This window comes from Streptomyces sp. NPDC001868, from assembly GCF_040297125.1.
Lineage (GTDB): Bacteria > Actinomycetota > Actinomycetes > Streptomycetales > Streptomycetaceae > Streptomyces.
In genome coordinates this window covers 1-15471 of the sequence record NZ_JBEOYO010000015.1, presented here as the reverse complement: position 1 = coordinate 15471, position 15471 = coordinate 1, and the positions used below count along the sequence as shown (strand labels likewise).

13 protein-coding genes are annotated in these 15471 nt (G+C 71.8%); 9 read left to right on the top strand and 4 right to left on the bottom strand.

Translation table 11 applies throughout. The annotated features are described in order from the left end of the window. The first annotated feature begins 82 nt into the window (after positions 1 to 82). The 4 genes from ABT147_RS19280 (at position 83) to ABT147_RS19265 (ending at position 5012) form a co-directional block, all read left to right on the top strand. Positions 83 to 1222, top strand: a complete 1140-nt coding sequence (locus tag ABT147_RS19280) for an FAD-dependent oxidoreductase (RefSeq protein WP_351407533.1) — start codon at positions 83 to 85, stop codon at positions 1220 to 1222. Further along, positions 1219 to 2217 (top strand): amidohydrolase family protein, encoded by a 999-nt coding sequence (locus tag ABT147_RS19275; protein WP_351407531.1) that lies wholly within the window; start codon positions 1219 to 1221, stop codon positions 2215 to 2217. Before ABT147_RS19280 ends, ABT147_RS19275 begins: the two co-directional genes overlap by 4 nt. Before the next feature lie 4 nt (positions 2218 to 2221). After that, positions 2222 to 3154, top strand: a complete 933-nt coding sequence (locus ABT147_RS19270; RefSeq protein ID WP_351407529.1) for a VOC family protein — start codon at positions 2222 to 2224, stop codon at positions 3152 to 3154. A gap of 157 nt (positions 3155 to 3311) precedes the next feature. Further along, positions 3312 to 5012 carry a serine/threonine-protein kinase gene (locus ABT147_RS19265; RefSeq protein WP_351407526.1) on the top strand — a complete coding sequence of 567 codons (1701 nt, stop codon included), beginning with the start codon at positions 3312 to 3314 and terminating at the stop codon, positions 5010 to 5012. Positions 5013 to 5018: 6 nt separating this feature from the next. Here the strand turns inward: ABT147_RS19265 and ABT147_RS19260 are convergent, their stop codons facing one another. Continuing rightward, positions 5019 to 6503, bottom strand: coding sequence for a hypothetical protein (locus ABT147_RS19260; RefSeq protein WP_502983118.1), 1485 nt, complete (start codon positions 6501 to 6503; stop codon positions 5019 to 5021). A gap of 256 nt (positions 6504 to 6759) precedes the next feature. Here ABT147_RS19260 and ABT147_RS19255 point away from each other — a divergent pair, with 256 nt between their 5' ends. Next, a complete protein-coding gene (locus tag ABT147_RS19255) occupies positions 6760 to 8568 on the top strand; it encodes an acyltransferase (protein WP_351407524.1) in 1809 nt (602 codons plus the stop codon). 24 nt (positions 8569 to 8592) lie between these two features. Here ABT147_RS19255 and ABT147_RS19250 read toward each other — a convergent pair whose 3' ends face one another. After that, entirely contained in the window at positions 8593 to 9357 is a 765-nt protein-coding gene (locus tag ABT147_RS19250) for an alpha/beta fold hydrolase (RefSeq protein ID WP_351407522.1), read from the bottom strand. A 281-nt stretch (positions 9358 to 9638) separates the two neighbouring features. On the opposite strand from ABT147_RS19250, the gene ABT147_RS19245 reads away from it, so the two are divergent. From ABT147_RS19245 to ABT147_RS19230, 4 genes are all read left to right on the top strand, one after another. Continuing rightward, entirely contained in the window at positions 9639 to 10859 is a 1221-nt protein-coding gene (locus tag ABT147_RS19245) for an FAD-dependent monooxygenase (protein ID WP_351407520.1), read from the top strand. A 111-nt stretch (positions 10860 to 10970) separates the two neighbouring features. Continuing rightward, positions 10971 to 11690 carry a TetR/AcrR family transcriptional regulator gene (locus ABT147_RS19240; protein ID WP_351407517.1) on the top strand — a complete coding sequence of 240 codons (720 nt, stop codon included), beginning with the start codon at positions 10971 to 10973 and terminating at the stop codon, positions 11688 to 11690. Positions 11691 to 11876: 186 nt separating this feature from the next. After that, positions 11877 to 13076: an NAD(P)/FAD-dependent oxidoreductase gene (locus ABT147_RS19235; RefSeq protein WP_351407515.1), complete on the top strand. Its 1200-nt coding sequence runs from the start codon at positions 11877 to 11879 to the stop codon at positions 13074 to 13076. A 107-nt stretch (positions 13077 to 13183) separates the two neighbouring features. Beyond that, positions 13184 to 14080, top strand: a complete 897-nt coding sequence (locus tag ABT147_RS19230; protein WP_351407512.1) for an RNA polymerase sigma-70 factor — start codon at positions 13184 to 13186, stop codon at positions 14078 to 14080. A gap of 126 nt (positions 14081 to 14206) precedes the next feature. On the opposite strand, the gene ABT147_RS19225 is transcribed toward ABT147_RS19230, so the two are convergent. Then, positions 14207 to 15127, bottom strand: a complete 921-nt coding sequence (locus tag ABT147_RS19225) for an ATP-binding cassette domain-containing protein (RefSeq protein ID WP_351407510.1) — start codon at positions 15125 to 15127, stop codon at positions 14207 to 14209. 8 nt (positions 15128 to 15135) lie between these two features. Continuing rightward, positions 15136 to 15471, bottom strand: a 336-nt coding sequence (locus ABT147_RS19220) for an ABC transporter permease (RefSeq protein ID WP_502983117.1), incomplete at its 5' end; no start/stop codon positions are given.

Below are 15471 nucleotides of genomic sequence, written 5' to 3'. Positions count from 1 at the left end.
CGCCCACCCCCACCCCCTTCGCCCCCTGTCTCTCCACACCACCACTCGCCGCCAACCGTCCGGCGGAACAAGGGAGTTCCCCATGCCCGAGAGAACCGGCACCCGCAGGGTCCTCGTCATCGGCGGCGGCGCCTCCGGCAACGCCGTCACCGTCCTGCTGCGCCGCGCCGGCCTCGCCGTGGACCTGATCGAGGCGAAACCGGACTGGAACGCCACCACCGGTTCCGGCATCACCCTCCAGGGCAACGCCCTGCGCGTCCTGCGTGAACTCGGCGTCTGGGAACAGGTCGAGGCCTCCGGGTTCGCCTTCGGTTCGCTGGGCGTGACCACCCCCGACGGCACGGTGCTGCACGTCGCCGAGGACATCAGGACGGGCGGCGAGGACCTGCCCGCCACGCTCGGCATGCGGCGCCCGCGACTGCAGCGGATCCTCATCGAGGCGGTCCGCGCCTCCGGTGCGGACGTACGTCTGGGCACCATCGCCGAGAAGCTGGAGCAGGACGACGAGGGTGTGTCGGTGCGGTTCAGCGACGGCACCGACGGCCGCTACGACCTGGTGATCGCCGCCGACGGCCTCAACTCCGCGACCCGCGCCGCCATCGGCATCACCGACCGGCCCGAGCCCACCGGCATGGCCATCTGGCGCACCCCGGCCCCACGCCCCGAGGGCGTGGTCCGCACGGATCTGGCGTACGGCGGCCCGGCGTTCATCGCGGGCTTCTGCCCGACCGGTGAGGACACGATCTACGCGTACGTCGTCGAGGCCAACCGCGACCGGTGCTCCGTCCCCCCGGAGTCGTACGCGGACGAGATGCGCCGCCTCACCGGGCACTACGGCGGTCACTGGCCCGAGATCACCCGGCACATCACCGACCCGGAGCAGGTCAACTACACCTGGTTCCAGAGGCTGTTGGTCGAGGGTTCCTGGCACCGGGGCCGGGTCGTGCTCGTCGGCGACGCGGCCCACTGCTGCCCGCCGACCCTCGCGCAGGGCGCGGCCCAGTCCCTGGAGGACGCCTCCGTCCTGGCCGAGCTGCTCACCGGCGGCCGGCCCTGGGGGGACGCGCTGTTCCAGGCGTACTACGAGCGCCGGATCCCGAGGGTGCGGACCGTCGTCGAGGCGTCCGTGCGGCTCGGCCAGTGGCAGCTGGACGGCGTCCGGGACGCCGATGTGCCCGGTCTGATCGGCCGCACGATGACCTTCCTCAAGGAGCTGCCGTGACCACGCCCACCGTCGACGTCCACGCCCACATCCTGATCCCCGAGGTCGAGGAGGCGGTGGCCGGACTCCCCGGCCTCGCCGAGGCCAGGGCCCTGGACGCCCGGCGCAACGGCCCCGCCTCCCTGGCCGTCAGCGGCCCCATGGTCCGCGCCCTGCTCCCCAGGGCCACCGACGTCTCCGTACGGCTCGCCGCGATGGACGCGCAGGGCGTGGACGTCCAGCTCGTCAGCCCGTCCCCCTCGCACTACCACTACTGGGCGGACGAGGAGACGGCCGAGAAGGTGTACCGGCTCGCGAACGAGGCGACGGCGGCGCACTGCGCTCAGGCCCCCGACCGGCTGCGCGGCCTCGGCCTGGTCCCCCTCCAGCACCCGGAACAGGCGGTCCGCGCCCTCGAACACGCCCTGGAACAAGGCCTGTCGGGCGTCGAGATCTCCTCCCACGCCCCGGGCCGGGAGCTGTCCGACCCGGCCTACGAGCCCTTCTGGGCGCGGGCCGCCGCGACCGGCGCGCTCCTCTTCCTGCACCCCTTCGGCTGCACGCTCGACGAACGCCTCGACCGCTGGTACCTGTCCAACGTCGTCGGGCAGCCCACCGAGAACGCCGTCGCCCTGTCCCACCTCATCTTCTCCGGCGTCCTGGACCGCCACCCCGGCCTACGGATCATCGCCGCGCACGGCGGCGGCTATCTGCCCACGCACATCGGCCGCTCCGACCACGCCTGGCGGACCCGCTCCGACGCGGGCGCCGGCTGCGCGAACCCGCCGAGCAGCTACCTCGGGCGGATCCACTTCGACTCCCTGGTCCACGACCCGTACGTGCTGCGGGAGCTGGTCCGGGTCGCCGGCGCCGACCGGGTGCTGCTGGGCTCCGACTTCCCCTTCGACATGGGCACCGAGGACCCGGTCGGCGCGCTGCGCGCGGCCCGGCTCCCCGACCCCGACTTCCACGCCGTACGAGGCGGCAACGCGGCCGCCCTCCTCCGGAAGGACTGACATCATGCGTCTGCTCACCCATCTCAGGCACGTCGACCTGGCCGTGCCCGACTACGACACCCAGCTCGACTTCTACGCCGGCGTCTGGGGCCTCACCAAGGTCGCCGAGGACTCCGGTATCTCCTTCCTGGCCGCCGAGGGCTCCCCCGAGCAGTACGTCGTACGGCTCCGCAAGGCCGACGAGAAGCGGCTCGACCTCGTGTCGTACGGCGCCGCGAGCCCGGCGGACGTCGACACGCTCGCCGAGCGACTCCTCGCGGGAGGGGTGGAGTTGGTGTCGCGGCCGGGCAAGGTGGACACCCCGGGCGGCGGTTACGGCTTCCGGTTCTTCGACATCGACGGGCGGACCATCGAGGTCTCGGCCGACGTCGAGGTCAGGCGGCACCGGAAGATCGAGGAGAAGGAGTCCGTCCCGGTCAAACTGTCGCACGTCGTGCTCAACTCACCGGACCTCGACAGGACCCGCGAGTGGTACGAGCGCCACCTCGGCTTCCGCCACTCCGACACGCTCAGCTCGCCGTACGTCGGCGATGTCATGCACTTCATGCGGATCAGCAACCAGCACCACTCCATGGCCATCGCCAAGGGCCCGCACACCTCCCTGCACCACATCTCCTTCGAGATGCGCGGCATCGACGAGTACATGCGCGGCTCCGGCCGGGTGATCCGGGCCGGGTTCAAGAAGGTGTGGGGGCCGGGCCGGCACATGGCGGGCGACAACACCTTCACCTACTTCCTGGACCCGCACGGCAACACCGTTGAGTACACGACCGAGTTGGAGCTGCTGGACGAGGACACCTGGCATCCGCATGTCTACGACTTCTCCCGGCCCGAGGTCACCGACCAGTGGGGCACCGCCAACCCGATGAACGAACTGATCGCCAAGGAGTCCTTCAACGACGTCGACCGGGGTGTGTTCGTGGCCCCGCCGGTGTGAGGTGACGAGCGGCCCCCACGACCACGTTCCGGGCAGCCGGGGCCCGGAACGGCGGCTGCGGGAGCCGCCCCGAAACCGGTCCTCCTCCCAGGCCCCTGCACCGGGCCGGTTATGGTGACGATGCGAATCGAACGTATGCGGGGCTGGCGGAGGGCACGTGGTGTCGGACGTAGGGCGGCTCGTCGCCGGGCGTTACCGGCTCACGGAGCAGATAGGCCGCGGAGGCATGGGTACGGTCTGGCGGGCCGGGGACGAGGTCCTCGACCGCCAGGTCGCGGTGAAGCGGCTGCATGTGCAGCCGCACCTCTCCTCCGACGATCTGGTCACCCTGTACGAGCGCACGCGCCGCGAGGCGCGCAGCGCGGCCCGGATCGCGCACCCGAACGTGATCGTCGTCCATGACGTGGTGGACGACCACGTGGTCGGCCAGGCGGACAGCACCTCGGGCGGCGTCCAGGGCGCCGTCGGGGACGGCCGGCCGTGCATCGTCATGGAGTACGTCCCGGCGCCCTCGCTCGCCGACGTCCTCGTGGACGGCCGGACCCTGCCGCCGGAGGAGGCGGCCCGTATCGGTCTGGGCATGGTCGCCGCGCTGCGCGCCGCGCATGCCGCCGGTGTCCTGCACCGGGACGTCAAGCCCGGCAACGTCCTGCTCGGCGCCGAGGGCCGGGTCGTCCTCACCGACTTCGGCATCGCGATGACCACCGACGCCTCGACCCTGACCAAGACCGGCGAGATGGTCGGCTCCATCCACTACATGGCCCCGGAGCGCATCCGGGGCCAGAAGCCCGGCCCCGCGTCGGACCTGTGGGCCCTGGGCGCGACCCTCTACCAGGCGGTCGAGGGCCGCCCGCCGTTCCGCCGGCTCACCGCGATGGAGGCCGCGTACGCCATCGCCGTGGACCCCCTGGAGCCCATGAAGCAGGGCGGCACCCTGGCCCCGCTCATCGATGCCCTCCTCGCCAAGGAACCCGCCGACCGCCCCTCGACGGAGGAGACGGAACGCGTACTGCGGGCCGTGATCTCCGGCGAGTCGACACTCGCCCAGCCGAGGCCGGGCCAAGGCGCGGGGGCGGCGGCGGAAGACTGGGCCGACGAGGGGTCGCACGGCGGCGGCGCGTACGACAGCGGCTCGCACAACAGCGGCTCGTACGGCGCAGGCCCGTACGCCGCCCGGGAGACCGGCGGCCACGACACGGGTGGTCACGACACGGGCGCCGACGGCGGCCGTTCGTCCCGCCGGGGCCGAAGGCAGCGCCGTGTCCTCGTGCCGGCCGCCGTCGCGGTGACCGTGGCCGCCCTGGTCGCGGGGACCGCGTTCTACCTGTCGGACCCCGACGGGAGCACCGCCTCGCCCGGCGGCGAAAACGCCGCCACCCCCTCCTACTCCCCCTCCCCCTCCCCCGTCCCCGACGGCTACCGCCTGGTCACGGACAAGACCCTCGGCATCTCCTTCCCCGTCCCGGACGGCTGGAAGGCCGGCAAACGGACGGGCGAGTCGGTCTCCTACACCGACGAGAAGAAACTGGCCGAACTCACGATCGGCATGGTGGACCCCGCCGGCTCGCACCCCCTGGCCCACTTCGAGGACATCGAGGCGAACACCAAGCTCAACTACCCTGGCTCGTACCGGAGGCTGCGGATGCAGAAGACCGCCTTCCGTGGGCAGCCGGCGGCCATCTGGGAGTTCACCTTCGAGGGACGGGCCCGCGGCTTCCGCGCCAAGGACCTCGGCTACGGCCGCGAGGGCGAACGGGAGTACGACATCTACCTCTCGGCCCCGGAGGCCGAATGGGACTCCTACGCGCCCGTCTTCGACAAGGCCAGGGACGGCTTCATCACGGACGTCTCGAAGTGAGGCCCGCTAGGGCCCGGTGAGCGCCCGAGCTTCTGTCGGCGCCACGTGCAGCCGGAACCCCGCGACCCGGTGGGCGGGCCAGGAGCGGGCGAACTCGGGTGGGCCGCCGCCCGGGGCGACGAGGGCGGCCACGGGGAGGCGTTCGGCGGTGCGCAGGATGCCGGCCCGGGTGGTGTTGGCGTTGTTGCCGCTGGTGTGGGCGGAGGCGCAGCCCGCGTAGTAGGCGATGGGGATGGCGTAGTCGCCGGTCAGCAGACAGGGCGGCCGTACGCCGAGGCGCCGAAGCTCGGCGGCGGTGCGGTCCCAGTCGCGGTGGGACGCGGTGGTGCGCTCGACGGTGCGTGCCAGCACCGTGTACTGCGCCGCCAGATGTCCGACGAGCCCGAGCACCACGAGGGCCCCCATGACCGGCCGCCAGGCCCCGCCCGGCCCTCTGACGAGGCTCAGCAGCGCGTCGGCGACGGGGATCGCGAGCAGGGCGTACGCGGGCAGCAGGAAGCGCGGGGCGGCGTACCCGATCAGGAACAGATACGGGACGGCGGCCGTGGCGGCACAGACCAGCGGCACCGCCGTGGGTGTCGTCCGCCCGCCCCGGCGCGCGACGGCCAACCCGATCCCGGCCAGCACCGGCAGCGCGAACCACCACGCGATGGCCGCCGGATGCGGCATGTCGCCGGTGCACGGACGGCACAGCGTGCGTCCCACCAGGCTCCGCAGCTGGTCGTCGACGGCGATGTTCCAGCCCAGCCCGCCCTGGACCCGCGACGCGTCGGCCAGCCGCCGCGCGAGCCCGCCGTACTGGGCGTACGCCTCGACCACCCACGCCCCCGCCCCGGTGCCCAGCCCGACCGCCATCGCCCCCAGGAGCCGTGGCCGCCGCCACTCCCGTACGCCCACCAGCAGCACGAACAGCGGGAGAGTCACCCACACGGTGTCGGTGGGCCGCATCCATGCCATCAGGGCGGTACCGAGGGCCGCGCCCCACACCGCCGCCCGGTCCCCGGGGTCGCTGCGGACTCGCAGGAAGCACCCCACGCAGCCGAGCGCGCCGACCGCGACCCAGTAGTTGGGCATGGCCTGCGGCCCGTAGAAGAGGGTCACCCACAGGGACGCGAAGAGCGCTCCCGCGACCGCCGTCACCCGCACCGGGAACAGCCCCCGCCAGGCGCGCAGCGCGAGATACAGCCCCACCCCGGACAGCACCGCCAGATAGACCCGCAGCAGTTCGGTGGACGACGACCACACGGCGACCGGCGCCACCAGCAACGGCACGCCCCGCGCACGCGGCGCGCTGAAGAACGCCGCCGGCGCGTGCGGGCTGACCTGGCTGACGTACACCGTCTCGTCCCAGCCGAGGCCCATCCCCGGTGGGACGAGGAGGAGTTGGGCCAGCGTGAAGGCTCCGGCCACCAGGGCGAGGGGGCCGAGGACCGGCGCGACTGCCCTCGACACGGGGGCCCGCGTGACGACCGGAGCGGCGTGCGAACTCATACGCGTGAACCCATCCCGGAGTGATACCGATAAGCCTCTAAAGAGACAAAAGGATGAGATGTCGCCAGTGCCGCGGACGGCACGCCACGCCGCCCGCACCCCTCCACCACCCGACCGGCGCAGTGCACCCACCCGGCCACCCGGCCCGGTGCACACACCCGGCCCAGCGAGCCCGCGCGGCCCGGTGAGCCCGCCCGTTCCTTGCCCGCGACGGGCCTCTTCCTCGGGGGACGGCCGTCTGCCTAGCGTGCGTCTCATGGATCACCGACAGCAGTCGCCCGTACGGCACTTCGACCACGCCGGCCGCTTCGACCACCTCCCCTGGCTGTTCGAGAAGGAGGCGACGGAGGAGCTGCGAGCCGCGCAGCGGGAGCGGCAGAGCTCGCTCGGCGGAGACAGCGAGGTGGGTGAGCGTTGTTATGTGGCCGAGTCGGCGGCGGTCTTCCCCGACCTCCTCCGACTGGGCGACGACTCGTACATCGCCGCCCACGCCTATGTCACCGGTGACCTGACCACCGGCACGGACTGCACGCTGAACCCGTTCACCGTCGTCCGTGGCGCGGTCTCGCTGGGCAACGGTGTCCGCGTCGGCGCCCACACCTCCCTCCTCGGCTTCAACCACTCGACGGCACCTGACCAACCGGTCTTCCGCCAGCCGCAGAGCAGCCGGGGCATCACCGTCGGCGACGACGTCTGGATCGGCTCCCATGTGGTCGTCGTCGACGGCGTCACGATCGGCGACCACTGTGTGATCGGCGCCGGGGCGGTGGTGACGAAGGACGTTCCGGCGTGGACGGTGGCGGCGGGAAATCCGGCGCGGCGGATACGGGACCGGCGGGAGAGGGAGGACCGGAGAGAGACGGAGGACCGGAGGGAGGCGGGGAGTTGGAGAGAGACGGGAGACCGGAGGGAGGCGGGGAGCCCGGAGCGGCCGCGAGGCCTGGGGGGCGGCAGGGGGAACAGTGACTCTCTGGCCCGGTTCGCCGACACCGCCCGCGCCCAGGCCGCCGACATCCTCGCCCGCTCCTGGAACGGCGACCACTACACCGACCACCCGGGCGCAGCACCCACCGTACGAGCGCACTGCGACGCCGTGGAGATCGCGGACCTGCTGATGTCGTCCGTCCCCGAGCAGCTGGACAGGACGGAACACATCGAGCGCCTGGCGTCCCTCCAGGACCGGGATACCGGCCTCGTACCCGAACTCGGCGAGCCCCTGCCGCCCATGGACGCCGACGGTTTCATCGGTGAGGGCGCGGCGCTCTACCACGTCCTGTCGGTGGGCTACGCGCTGGACCTGATGGGCGCGTCCTTCCCCCACCCCATCCACGGCGTACGCGACATGACGGCGAGTCAACTCATGGCCCGCCTCGACTCGTTGCCGTGGCGGGACGGCGCATGGAGCGCGGGCGCCTGGATCGACTCCTGGGCCACGGCGGCCCATTGGAACCTCCGCCGTCCCGACTCGGGATCCGCGCGCGACGGCCGAGCCGACGCCGACCTGACCCCGGGCACCCTCGAATCCCTCTTCGGCCGGCTCCTCATCCGGGCCGACCCCTGGACCGGTATGTGGGGCAGCCCCTCGGCCACCGCCGGCCGCCTCCAGGTGGTGAACGGCTACTACCGGCTCACTCGGGGTTCGTTCGCCCAGTTCGGGCTGCCCGTCCCCCACCCGGAACGGGTCGTGGACGCGGTCCTGGACCACGCCCGCGACCCCCGCCACTTCGGCGCGGACCGCGAGAACGCCTGCGACGTCCTCGACGTGGCCCACCCGTTGTGGCTGTGCACCCGGCAGTCGGGCGGCACCGGAGGGGACGGCTACCGCTCGGCCGAGATCCGCGCCTGGGCCGAAGGCCAACTCACCGCCGCCCTGCACCGCTGGCGGCCGGGAAGGGGCTTCGCCTTCGGACCGGGTCCGACGGGACCGGGCCCGAAGCCGGGCCTGCAGGGGACGGAGATGTGGCTGGCCATCATCTGGCTTCTGGCGGACCTGCTGGGGCGGTCGGACAGCCTCGGGTACCGTCCGCGCGGGGTCCATCGCCCCGAGCCGGCGGACGGACGATGACCACGCCCCGGGTACGGCCGCTCGTCAGCGGTCCGACGAGGCCCAGAAATCGGTGAGCACCCGGGCGCCGCGGCCGGGGTCCTGGGTCATCCACCAGTGGCCGAGCCCGTCGAGCGTCACGGTGCGGGCACCGGCCCGCACCGCCGTGCGCGACCGCTGTTCGATGGTCCCGGCCAACAGGTCCTCGGTGGCGAGCAGGGCGAGGCCCGGCCGCCGCGCCGCGCTTTCGATGTTCCGGCCCAACTCGGCCATCACCGGCTGGGCGGCCGACCGGTAGAGCGCGTACGCGGCCCGCCCCATCGCCTCGTCCTGGCCCACCGCGACCCGCTTCGCCACGGGCTCGCTCATACCGAACCGCACGAGCATCGCGACCCGTATGTCGAGGTCCGGGCCGAGCGGGACGGCGGGGTCCGGTCCCGTGCTCTCCGGCGCCTGCTGGCTCAGGGCGAAGCCGTGCCACGCGTAGTCCGGGTCGAACAGGCCGACCACATCGCTGACCCAGCTGCGTACGAGGTCCGGGCGGGCCATCACCGCGTTGAGGGTGTGCGCGCCGCCCCAGTCGTGCCCGACCAGGTCGACGGGCTCGTCGAAGCGCTCCAGTTCGCCGATGAGCCAGTCCCGGTAGTCACCGACGGTCGCGCCGAACCCCTCCGGCAGGGGTGCCCCGAAACCGGGCGGGGACAGGCGGATCGGGGCGGGCCGCGCGGGAGCGACGCGTTCGAGCTCGACGAGCAGGGGCTCCCAGACCTCCGGCGTCTCGGGGAAGCCGTGGACGAAGACGGTGGGCATGACGGGAACTCCGTTCCTGTGGGTCGCGACCGATTCCGCGACCGATTTCGCGAGTGACTCTGTGACCGAAGCGCGACCGACTCTGTGACCGATGCACGGCCGACTCTGTGACCGACCTCGTGAGCGGCTCTGTGTTCGGCTTCGCGACCGACTCTCGCGACTGACCTTCGCGACCGACCTTCGCGACTGACTTTTGCGACCGACTTTTGCGACCGACTCACGCGGCCGACTTTCACTACTGACCAAATGACCGATCGGGTCAGTGAGTATAGTCTGGGGCCATGAACGCGAACACCACCCCGCGACAGCGGGCTCTTGTCGTCGGACTCGGCGTCAGCGGAACCGCCTCCGCGCTGCGGTTGCACAAGGCGGGCTGGGACGTCGTCGTCCTGGAGAAGGCCCCCGAACGCCGCCGCGGCGGGTACTTCCTCACCCTCTTCGGCACCGGCATGACCGCCGCGGAGCGCCTGGGCATCGAGGTCCCGGACCGCTCCTCCGAGGCCATCGCCTACTACAACGTCGACCGCGCGGGCCGACGCCGGCGCGGCATGGGCTTCGCCGAGGCCGTGGCGGGCGAGTCACGCCCGGTCGTACGCGGCGACGTCGAGCAGGCCGCGTTCGACGCCCTGCCCGAGGACGTGGAGATCCGGTACGCCTCCGTACCGGTCGCGCTGCACCAGGACGAGGAAGGCGTGCGGGTCGACATCGAGGACCGGGCCGCGGGGGCGGTGACCACCGAACGGTTCGACCTCGTGGTCGGGGCCGACGGCCTCCGCTCGACCGTGCGCCGGCTGGCGTTCGGGCCCGACGACGGCCGCATACACCGTCTCGGCTACATGCTCGCGGCGTGCGCCCTGCCCGGCCCGGTCCCCGGTTTCCGGGCCACGGACGGCATCATCATGTCCGAGGAGGGCCGGTCCGCCTGGGTCTTCGCCTTCGCCGACCGGCCACCGACGGTGTTGTTCAACTACCGGACCGACGACGTGGACAGCGAGTTCACCCGGCCCGCCATCGACACGCTGCGCGCGGTGTTCGGACCGGAGCCCACGGGCCCGACGCTCGGCTGGCTGCTCGACCGGTTCGAGGAGGCACCGGACCACCTGTTCGACACCGCCGAGCAGGTACGGCTCGACACCTGGCACCAGGGCAGGGTGGTGCTCGTCGGCGACTCGGCCTGGTGCCTGACCCTCTACTCCGGGATGGGGGCCTCCAGCGGTATGGCCGGGGCCGACATGCTGGGCACGATGCTGGAGCGGTATCCCGGGGACGTGCCGCGGGCGCTGACGGCCTGGGAGGCGAAGCTCCGCCCCTTCATCGAGTTCCACCAGGAGAGCGGCATGGCCATGCGCAGGCTCTTCGTCCCGGCCGACCACACCGAGTTCCAGATCCGGTCCGTCTTCGACCATGTGGTGGGGACTACGGTCGGCAGGACCGTCATCTCGAAGCTGGAGCACCGCAGCAAGGCCTCCCGGATGAAGACGGTCGACATCGGCCTGTCCTGACCCGGCCTCGGAGCCCGCCGCACGGCCGGCTCACCTCCGTGAACGCCCGTGAACCCGGGTGAACCCCCGTGACATCATGCTGTCGAGGCACGAACGGGAGGAAACACGACGGTGAGCCGGCTGATCGAACACGACTCCGTCAAGGCGGCCAGAATCCTCGACAGCGCGCGCGAGCTGGTCCTCGAACACGGCGTCCGCAAGGTGACCATCGCCGAGATCGCCGCCGCCGCGGGAGTGGGCAAGGGCACGGTCTACCTGTACTGGGAGACCAAGGAAGACCTGTTCGTGGGGCTGGCCGCACGCGAGGTACTGGCCTGGATCAGGACCGTCACCCACGAGATCGCCCAGGACCCGCGGTCCGTCCTGCCCCGCCGTCTCGCTCCGCTGCTCATCCGCACGACACTGAGCAACCCGTGGCTGCGGTGGCTCCAGAGCGACGACAGCGCCATGCGGCAGCTGCTCCACCGCACCGCCGACCGGGAGCGCTTCGCCGAGGCCAGCACGAGCGCGATGGGCAACGCGGTCCTGACGATCCTCCGCGACCGCGGGATCGTGCGCGACGATCTCCCGCTGCCCCGGCAGATGTACGCCCTGCACGCCGTGCTGGTCGGGTTCGTCACCGTCATGCACCACGCCGATGCCACGGGCCCGTTCGGCATCGACGATCCCGAGTCCGCCCTGGCCGACACCGTCCAGCTGCTGCTGGAACGGCCTCGCGATCCCGCCGCGGACGATGTCGCCAAGGCTGCGGAGGCGGTCCGGGCCCGGTTCACCGAGATCCACGACAACCTGCTGGGACTCGTCGCTGCGGGCGCCGCCGGCACCCGATGACCCGTCTCCCCGAGGCCGTCCTCAAGGGCGGCCTCGAAGCCGTGCCGCTCAGCCGCGGATCAGCCGTGGTGGCGTAGGGCCGGCGTCTCCGCCGTATCCGATGTGCGCCACGTCTCATCCGCGGGCTGTCACACCAGAGGCGCGGCCGGTGTCTCCATGCCGAGTGCACCACACAAGGGAGACATGATGAGCGGGAACGTCCAGGTGGTCGTGATCGGCGGCGGCTACGGCGGTGTGACGGCGGCCAACACCCTGGCACGGCGCGACGGGGTGTCGGTGACCGTGATCAATCCGCGTCCCGAGTTCGTCGAGCGGATCCGCCTGCACCAGCGTGTCACCGGCTCCGACGACGCGACCGAGGGCTTCGCCAGGGTCATGGGCGGGAACGTCCGGCTGGTGGTCGACACCGCGACCCGGATCGACGCGGCGCAGCGCCAGGTGGAGCTGGCGGGCGGTGGCACGGTCTCCTACGACTACCTCGTCTACGCGGTGGGCAGCGGCGCCGCCGATCCCGGCGTGCCCGGGGCGGCGGAGTTCGCGTACTGGGTGTCGGACCTCGAAGGGGCGGAACGACTGCGGTCCGCGCTGGACGCGGCGCCCGCGTCGGCGCCGGTGACCGTGGTCGGGGCCGGCCCGACCGGTCTGGAGACCGCCGCCGAACTGGCGGAAGCGGGCCGCAAGGTCACCCTGGTCTGCGGCGATGTCCTCGGCCCCTCCCTGCACCCCCGGGTCCGCCGCCCGGTCGCCCGCCGGCTCGCCAAGGTGGGTGTGACCGTCCTGGAAGGCCCCGGCGCGCAGGTGACACGAGTGACAGAGGAGTCCGTTGAGCTCGGCGACGGCCGTGAGCTGCCCAGCGCGGTGACGATCTGGACCGCGGGGTTCCGTGTCCCGGACCTGGCCGCCCACAGCGGACTGCGCACCGACGCCGACGGCCGTCTGGTCACCGACACGACGCTGACCTGTGTGGACGACGAGCGCATCGTCGCCGCCGGGGACGCGGGGGTGATGCCGGACCATCCGTTCCGGATGAGCTGCCAGGCCGCCGTACAGCTGGGCCCGGCCGCCGCCGACACGATCCTGCGCCGGATCGCGGGGAAGAAGCCCGCACCCGTCCGGATGTTCTTCGCCGGGCAGTGCCTCAGCCTCGGCCGGAACGCGGGCGTCACCCAGTTCTCCTACCCGAACGACAAGGTGAACGCGCTCAGCATCAGCGGGCGGACCGGTGCCGTCGTCAAGGAGATCGCCTGCGTGTTCACCCTTGACAAGCTGGTGTCCGGGGCACGCAAGGCCGGTTCCCGCTCGTCCCACGGCAACGACACCGACCGCCCGGGTGCGCCGCAGCCGGACCCCCGCACGACGCCGTCGGACACCCGTCCCGCCGCCTAGCCGCGAGGCCCGCCCCGGGGCCGGACCGACCGCTCCGGCCCACGGCCCACGGCCCACGAAGGACCGAGCCGCAGCGACACGCACGAGAGAAGAGTGAGGCGTACGCCATGGACAACCCCGTCGGCGACCCCGCGACGGAGGCCTTCGTCGCCCACCGGGACCTGCTGTTCACCGTCGCCTACGAGATGCTCGGATCGGCGGCGGACGCGGAGGACGTCCTCCAGGAAGCCTGGCTGCGCTGGGTCGAGGTCGATCTGGCGCAAGTACGGGACCAGCGCGCCTACTTGGTGAGGATCACGACCCGGCAGGCGCTCAACCGGCTGCGCACCCTGAAACGGCGCAAGGAGGCCTATGTGGGCCCGTGGCTGCCCGAGCCCCTGCTCACCGCGCCGGACGTGGCCGAGGACGTCGAGCTGTCCGAGAACCTGTCGCTGGCGCTCATGTTCATCCTCGAAACCCTGTCACCGACCGAGCGCGCCGTCTTCGTGCTGCGCGAGGTCTTCGACTTCGGCTACGACGAGATCGCGGCGGCGATCGACAAGAGCCCCGCCGCCGCACGCCAGATCGCCCACCGCGCCCGCCGGCACGTCGATGCCCGCCGACCGCGCACACCGGCGTCCCCGGAAGAGGCCCGGGAAGCGTTGGACTCGTTCCGGAGCGCGCTCGTGACCGGGGACCTCCAAGGGCTGCTCGACGTACTCGCCCCGGACGTCGTCTTCGTCAGCGACGGCGGCGGCCTCAAACTGGCGGCTCCGCACCCGGTCGTCGGCGTCGACAAGGTGATCCGCTACATGGCCGGCAGCATGACCAAGGCCGGCGGCGTCCTCAGCGGCGAGCCCACGTCGGTCAACGGCAACCCCGGCCTCCTCCTGCGCCTGGACGGTGCGATCGACGGCGTACTGGCCGCCCGTGTGGAGAACGCCCGTGTCACAGGCCTCTACTACGTCCGCAACCCCGAAAAACTGACCCGCGTCGAGTCCGAGACCCCGCTCACCTCGCGCTGACTGGTCGTCAGGATGCCTCTCCTGGACGCCCCTTCGGTAGAAGGGGCCGTCGTACCGGGAAAGGCGTCCTGACGACCCGGCCGTCGTCATCGCCGTGACCGCTCGCGGGGAGCGGCCGAACCCGTGTTACGCGGCATCGCCCTTCGAGGAGACCGTGGGTGCGGTGAGGTCCTCCGCTTCCGGGAGTTCCTCCACGTCCACTCCACGGACCTGGGCCAACTCGTGCTTCAGGGCGGCGAGTTCGGTGCCGCCGGCCATGTGGTTGGTGAGTTCTTCGAGGCTGACCTGGTCGCGGGCGGCGGAGAGTTCCATGGTGCCCAGGCGCAGGACGCTGAAGTGGTCGCCGACCATGTAGGCGTGGTGGGGGTTGTGGGTGATGAAGATGACGCCGAGGCCCCGGTCGCGGGCGGCGGCGATGTACTTCAGGACCACGCCGGACTGCTTGACGCCGAGGGCGGCGGTGGGTTCGTCGAGGATGAGGACGCGGGCGCCGAAGTAGACGGCGCGGGCGATGGCGACGCACTGGCGCTGGCCGCCGGAGAGGGTGCCGATGGGCTGGTCGAGGTCGTCCAGGACGATGCCCATGTTCCGCAGTTCCTCGTCCGCCGTCTTCTTCATCTTCTCGATGTCGAGGCGACGCACGGGCCAGGGGCCCTTGGTCATCTCCGAGCCGAGGAAGAAGTTGCGCCACACCGGCATCAGGGGCACGGTCGCCAGGTCCTGGTAGACGGTGGCGATACCGGCGTCCAGGGCCTCGCGCGGGGTGGAGAAGCGCACCGGCTCGCCGTCGATGACGAACTCGCCCTCGGTGTGCTGGTGCAGCCCGGAGATGATTTTGATGAGGGTGGACTTGCCGGCGCCGTTGTCGCCGAGGACGCAGGTGACGCGGCCGGGGTGGACGGTGAGGTTCACACCGTGCAGCGCGCGGATGTTGCCGTAGGACTTGCCCGCGTCGCGCAGTTCGATGATCGGCTGGTCCCGGACGGTGTCCTCCGCGGTGTCCTTCGCGGGCGCACCGCTGGCCGCTGATCCGTTGGTGTTGGTCATGGGGTGGTTCACCTCCGGGTCGCCTGGCTGCGGACCCACAAGTTGACGAGGGCGGCGATCAGGAGCATCACGCCGAGGAAGGCCTTGAACCAGTCGGGGTTCCAGTTGGCGTAGACGATGCCCTGGGAGACCATGCCGAAGATGAAGGCACCGATCACCGGTCCGACCGCCGAGCCGTAGCCGCCGGTCAGCAGACAGCCGCCGATCACCGCGGCGATGATGTACAGGAACTCGTTGCCCACACCCTCACCGGACTGCACCGTGTTGAACGAGAACAGCAGGTGCATGCCGACGAACCAGGCGCCCGCGCCGACGCCCATGAACAGGGCGATCTTCGTGAAGTC

What these genes read in the sequence shown, in the direction of transcription:
- ABT147_RS19260 (WP_502983118.1), bottom strand. Translation starts at nt 6,503, where the DNA reads ATGAGTTCGCACGCCGCTCCGGTCGTCACGCGGGCCCCCGTGTCGAGG.
- ABT147_RS19255 (WP_351407524.1), top strand. Translation starts at nt 6,760, where the DNA reads ATGGATCACCGACAGCAGTCGCCCGTACGGCACTTCGACCACGCCGGC.
- ABT147_RS19235 (WP_351407515.1), top strand. Translation starts at nt 11,877, where the DNA reads ATGAGCGGGAACGTCCAGGTGGTCGTGATCGGCGGCGGCTACGGCGGT.
- ABT147_RS19280 (WP_351407533.1), top strand. Translation starts at nt 83, where the DNA reads ATGCCCGAGAGAACCGGCACCCGCAGGGTCCTCGTCATCGGCGGCGGC.
- ABT147_RS19245 (WP_351407520.1), top strand. Translation starts at nt 9,639, where the DNA reads ATGAACGCGAACACCACCCCGCGACAGCGGGCTCTTGTCGTCGGACTC.
- ABT147_RS19250 (WP_351407522.1), bottom strand. Translation starts at nt 9,357, where the DNA reads ATGCCCACCGTCTTCGTCCACGGCTTCCCCGAGACGCCGGAGGTCTGG.
- ABT147_RS19230 (WP_351407512.1), top strand. Translation starts at nt 13,184, where the DNA reads ATGGACAACCCCGTCGGCGACCCCGCGACGGAGGCCTTCGTCGCCCAC.
- ABT147_RS19270 (WP_351407529.1), top strand. Translation starts at nt 2,222, where the DNA reads ATGCGTCTGCTCACCCATCTCAGGCACGTCGACCTGGCCGTGCCCGAC.
- ABT147_RS19225 (WP_351407510.1), bottom strand. Translation starts at nt 15,127, where the DNA reads ATGACCAACACCAACGGATCAGCGGCCAGCGGTGCGCCCGCGAAGGAC.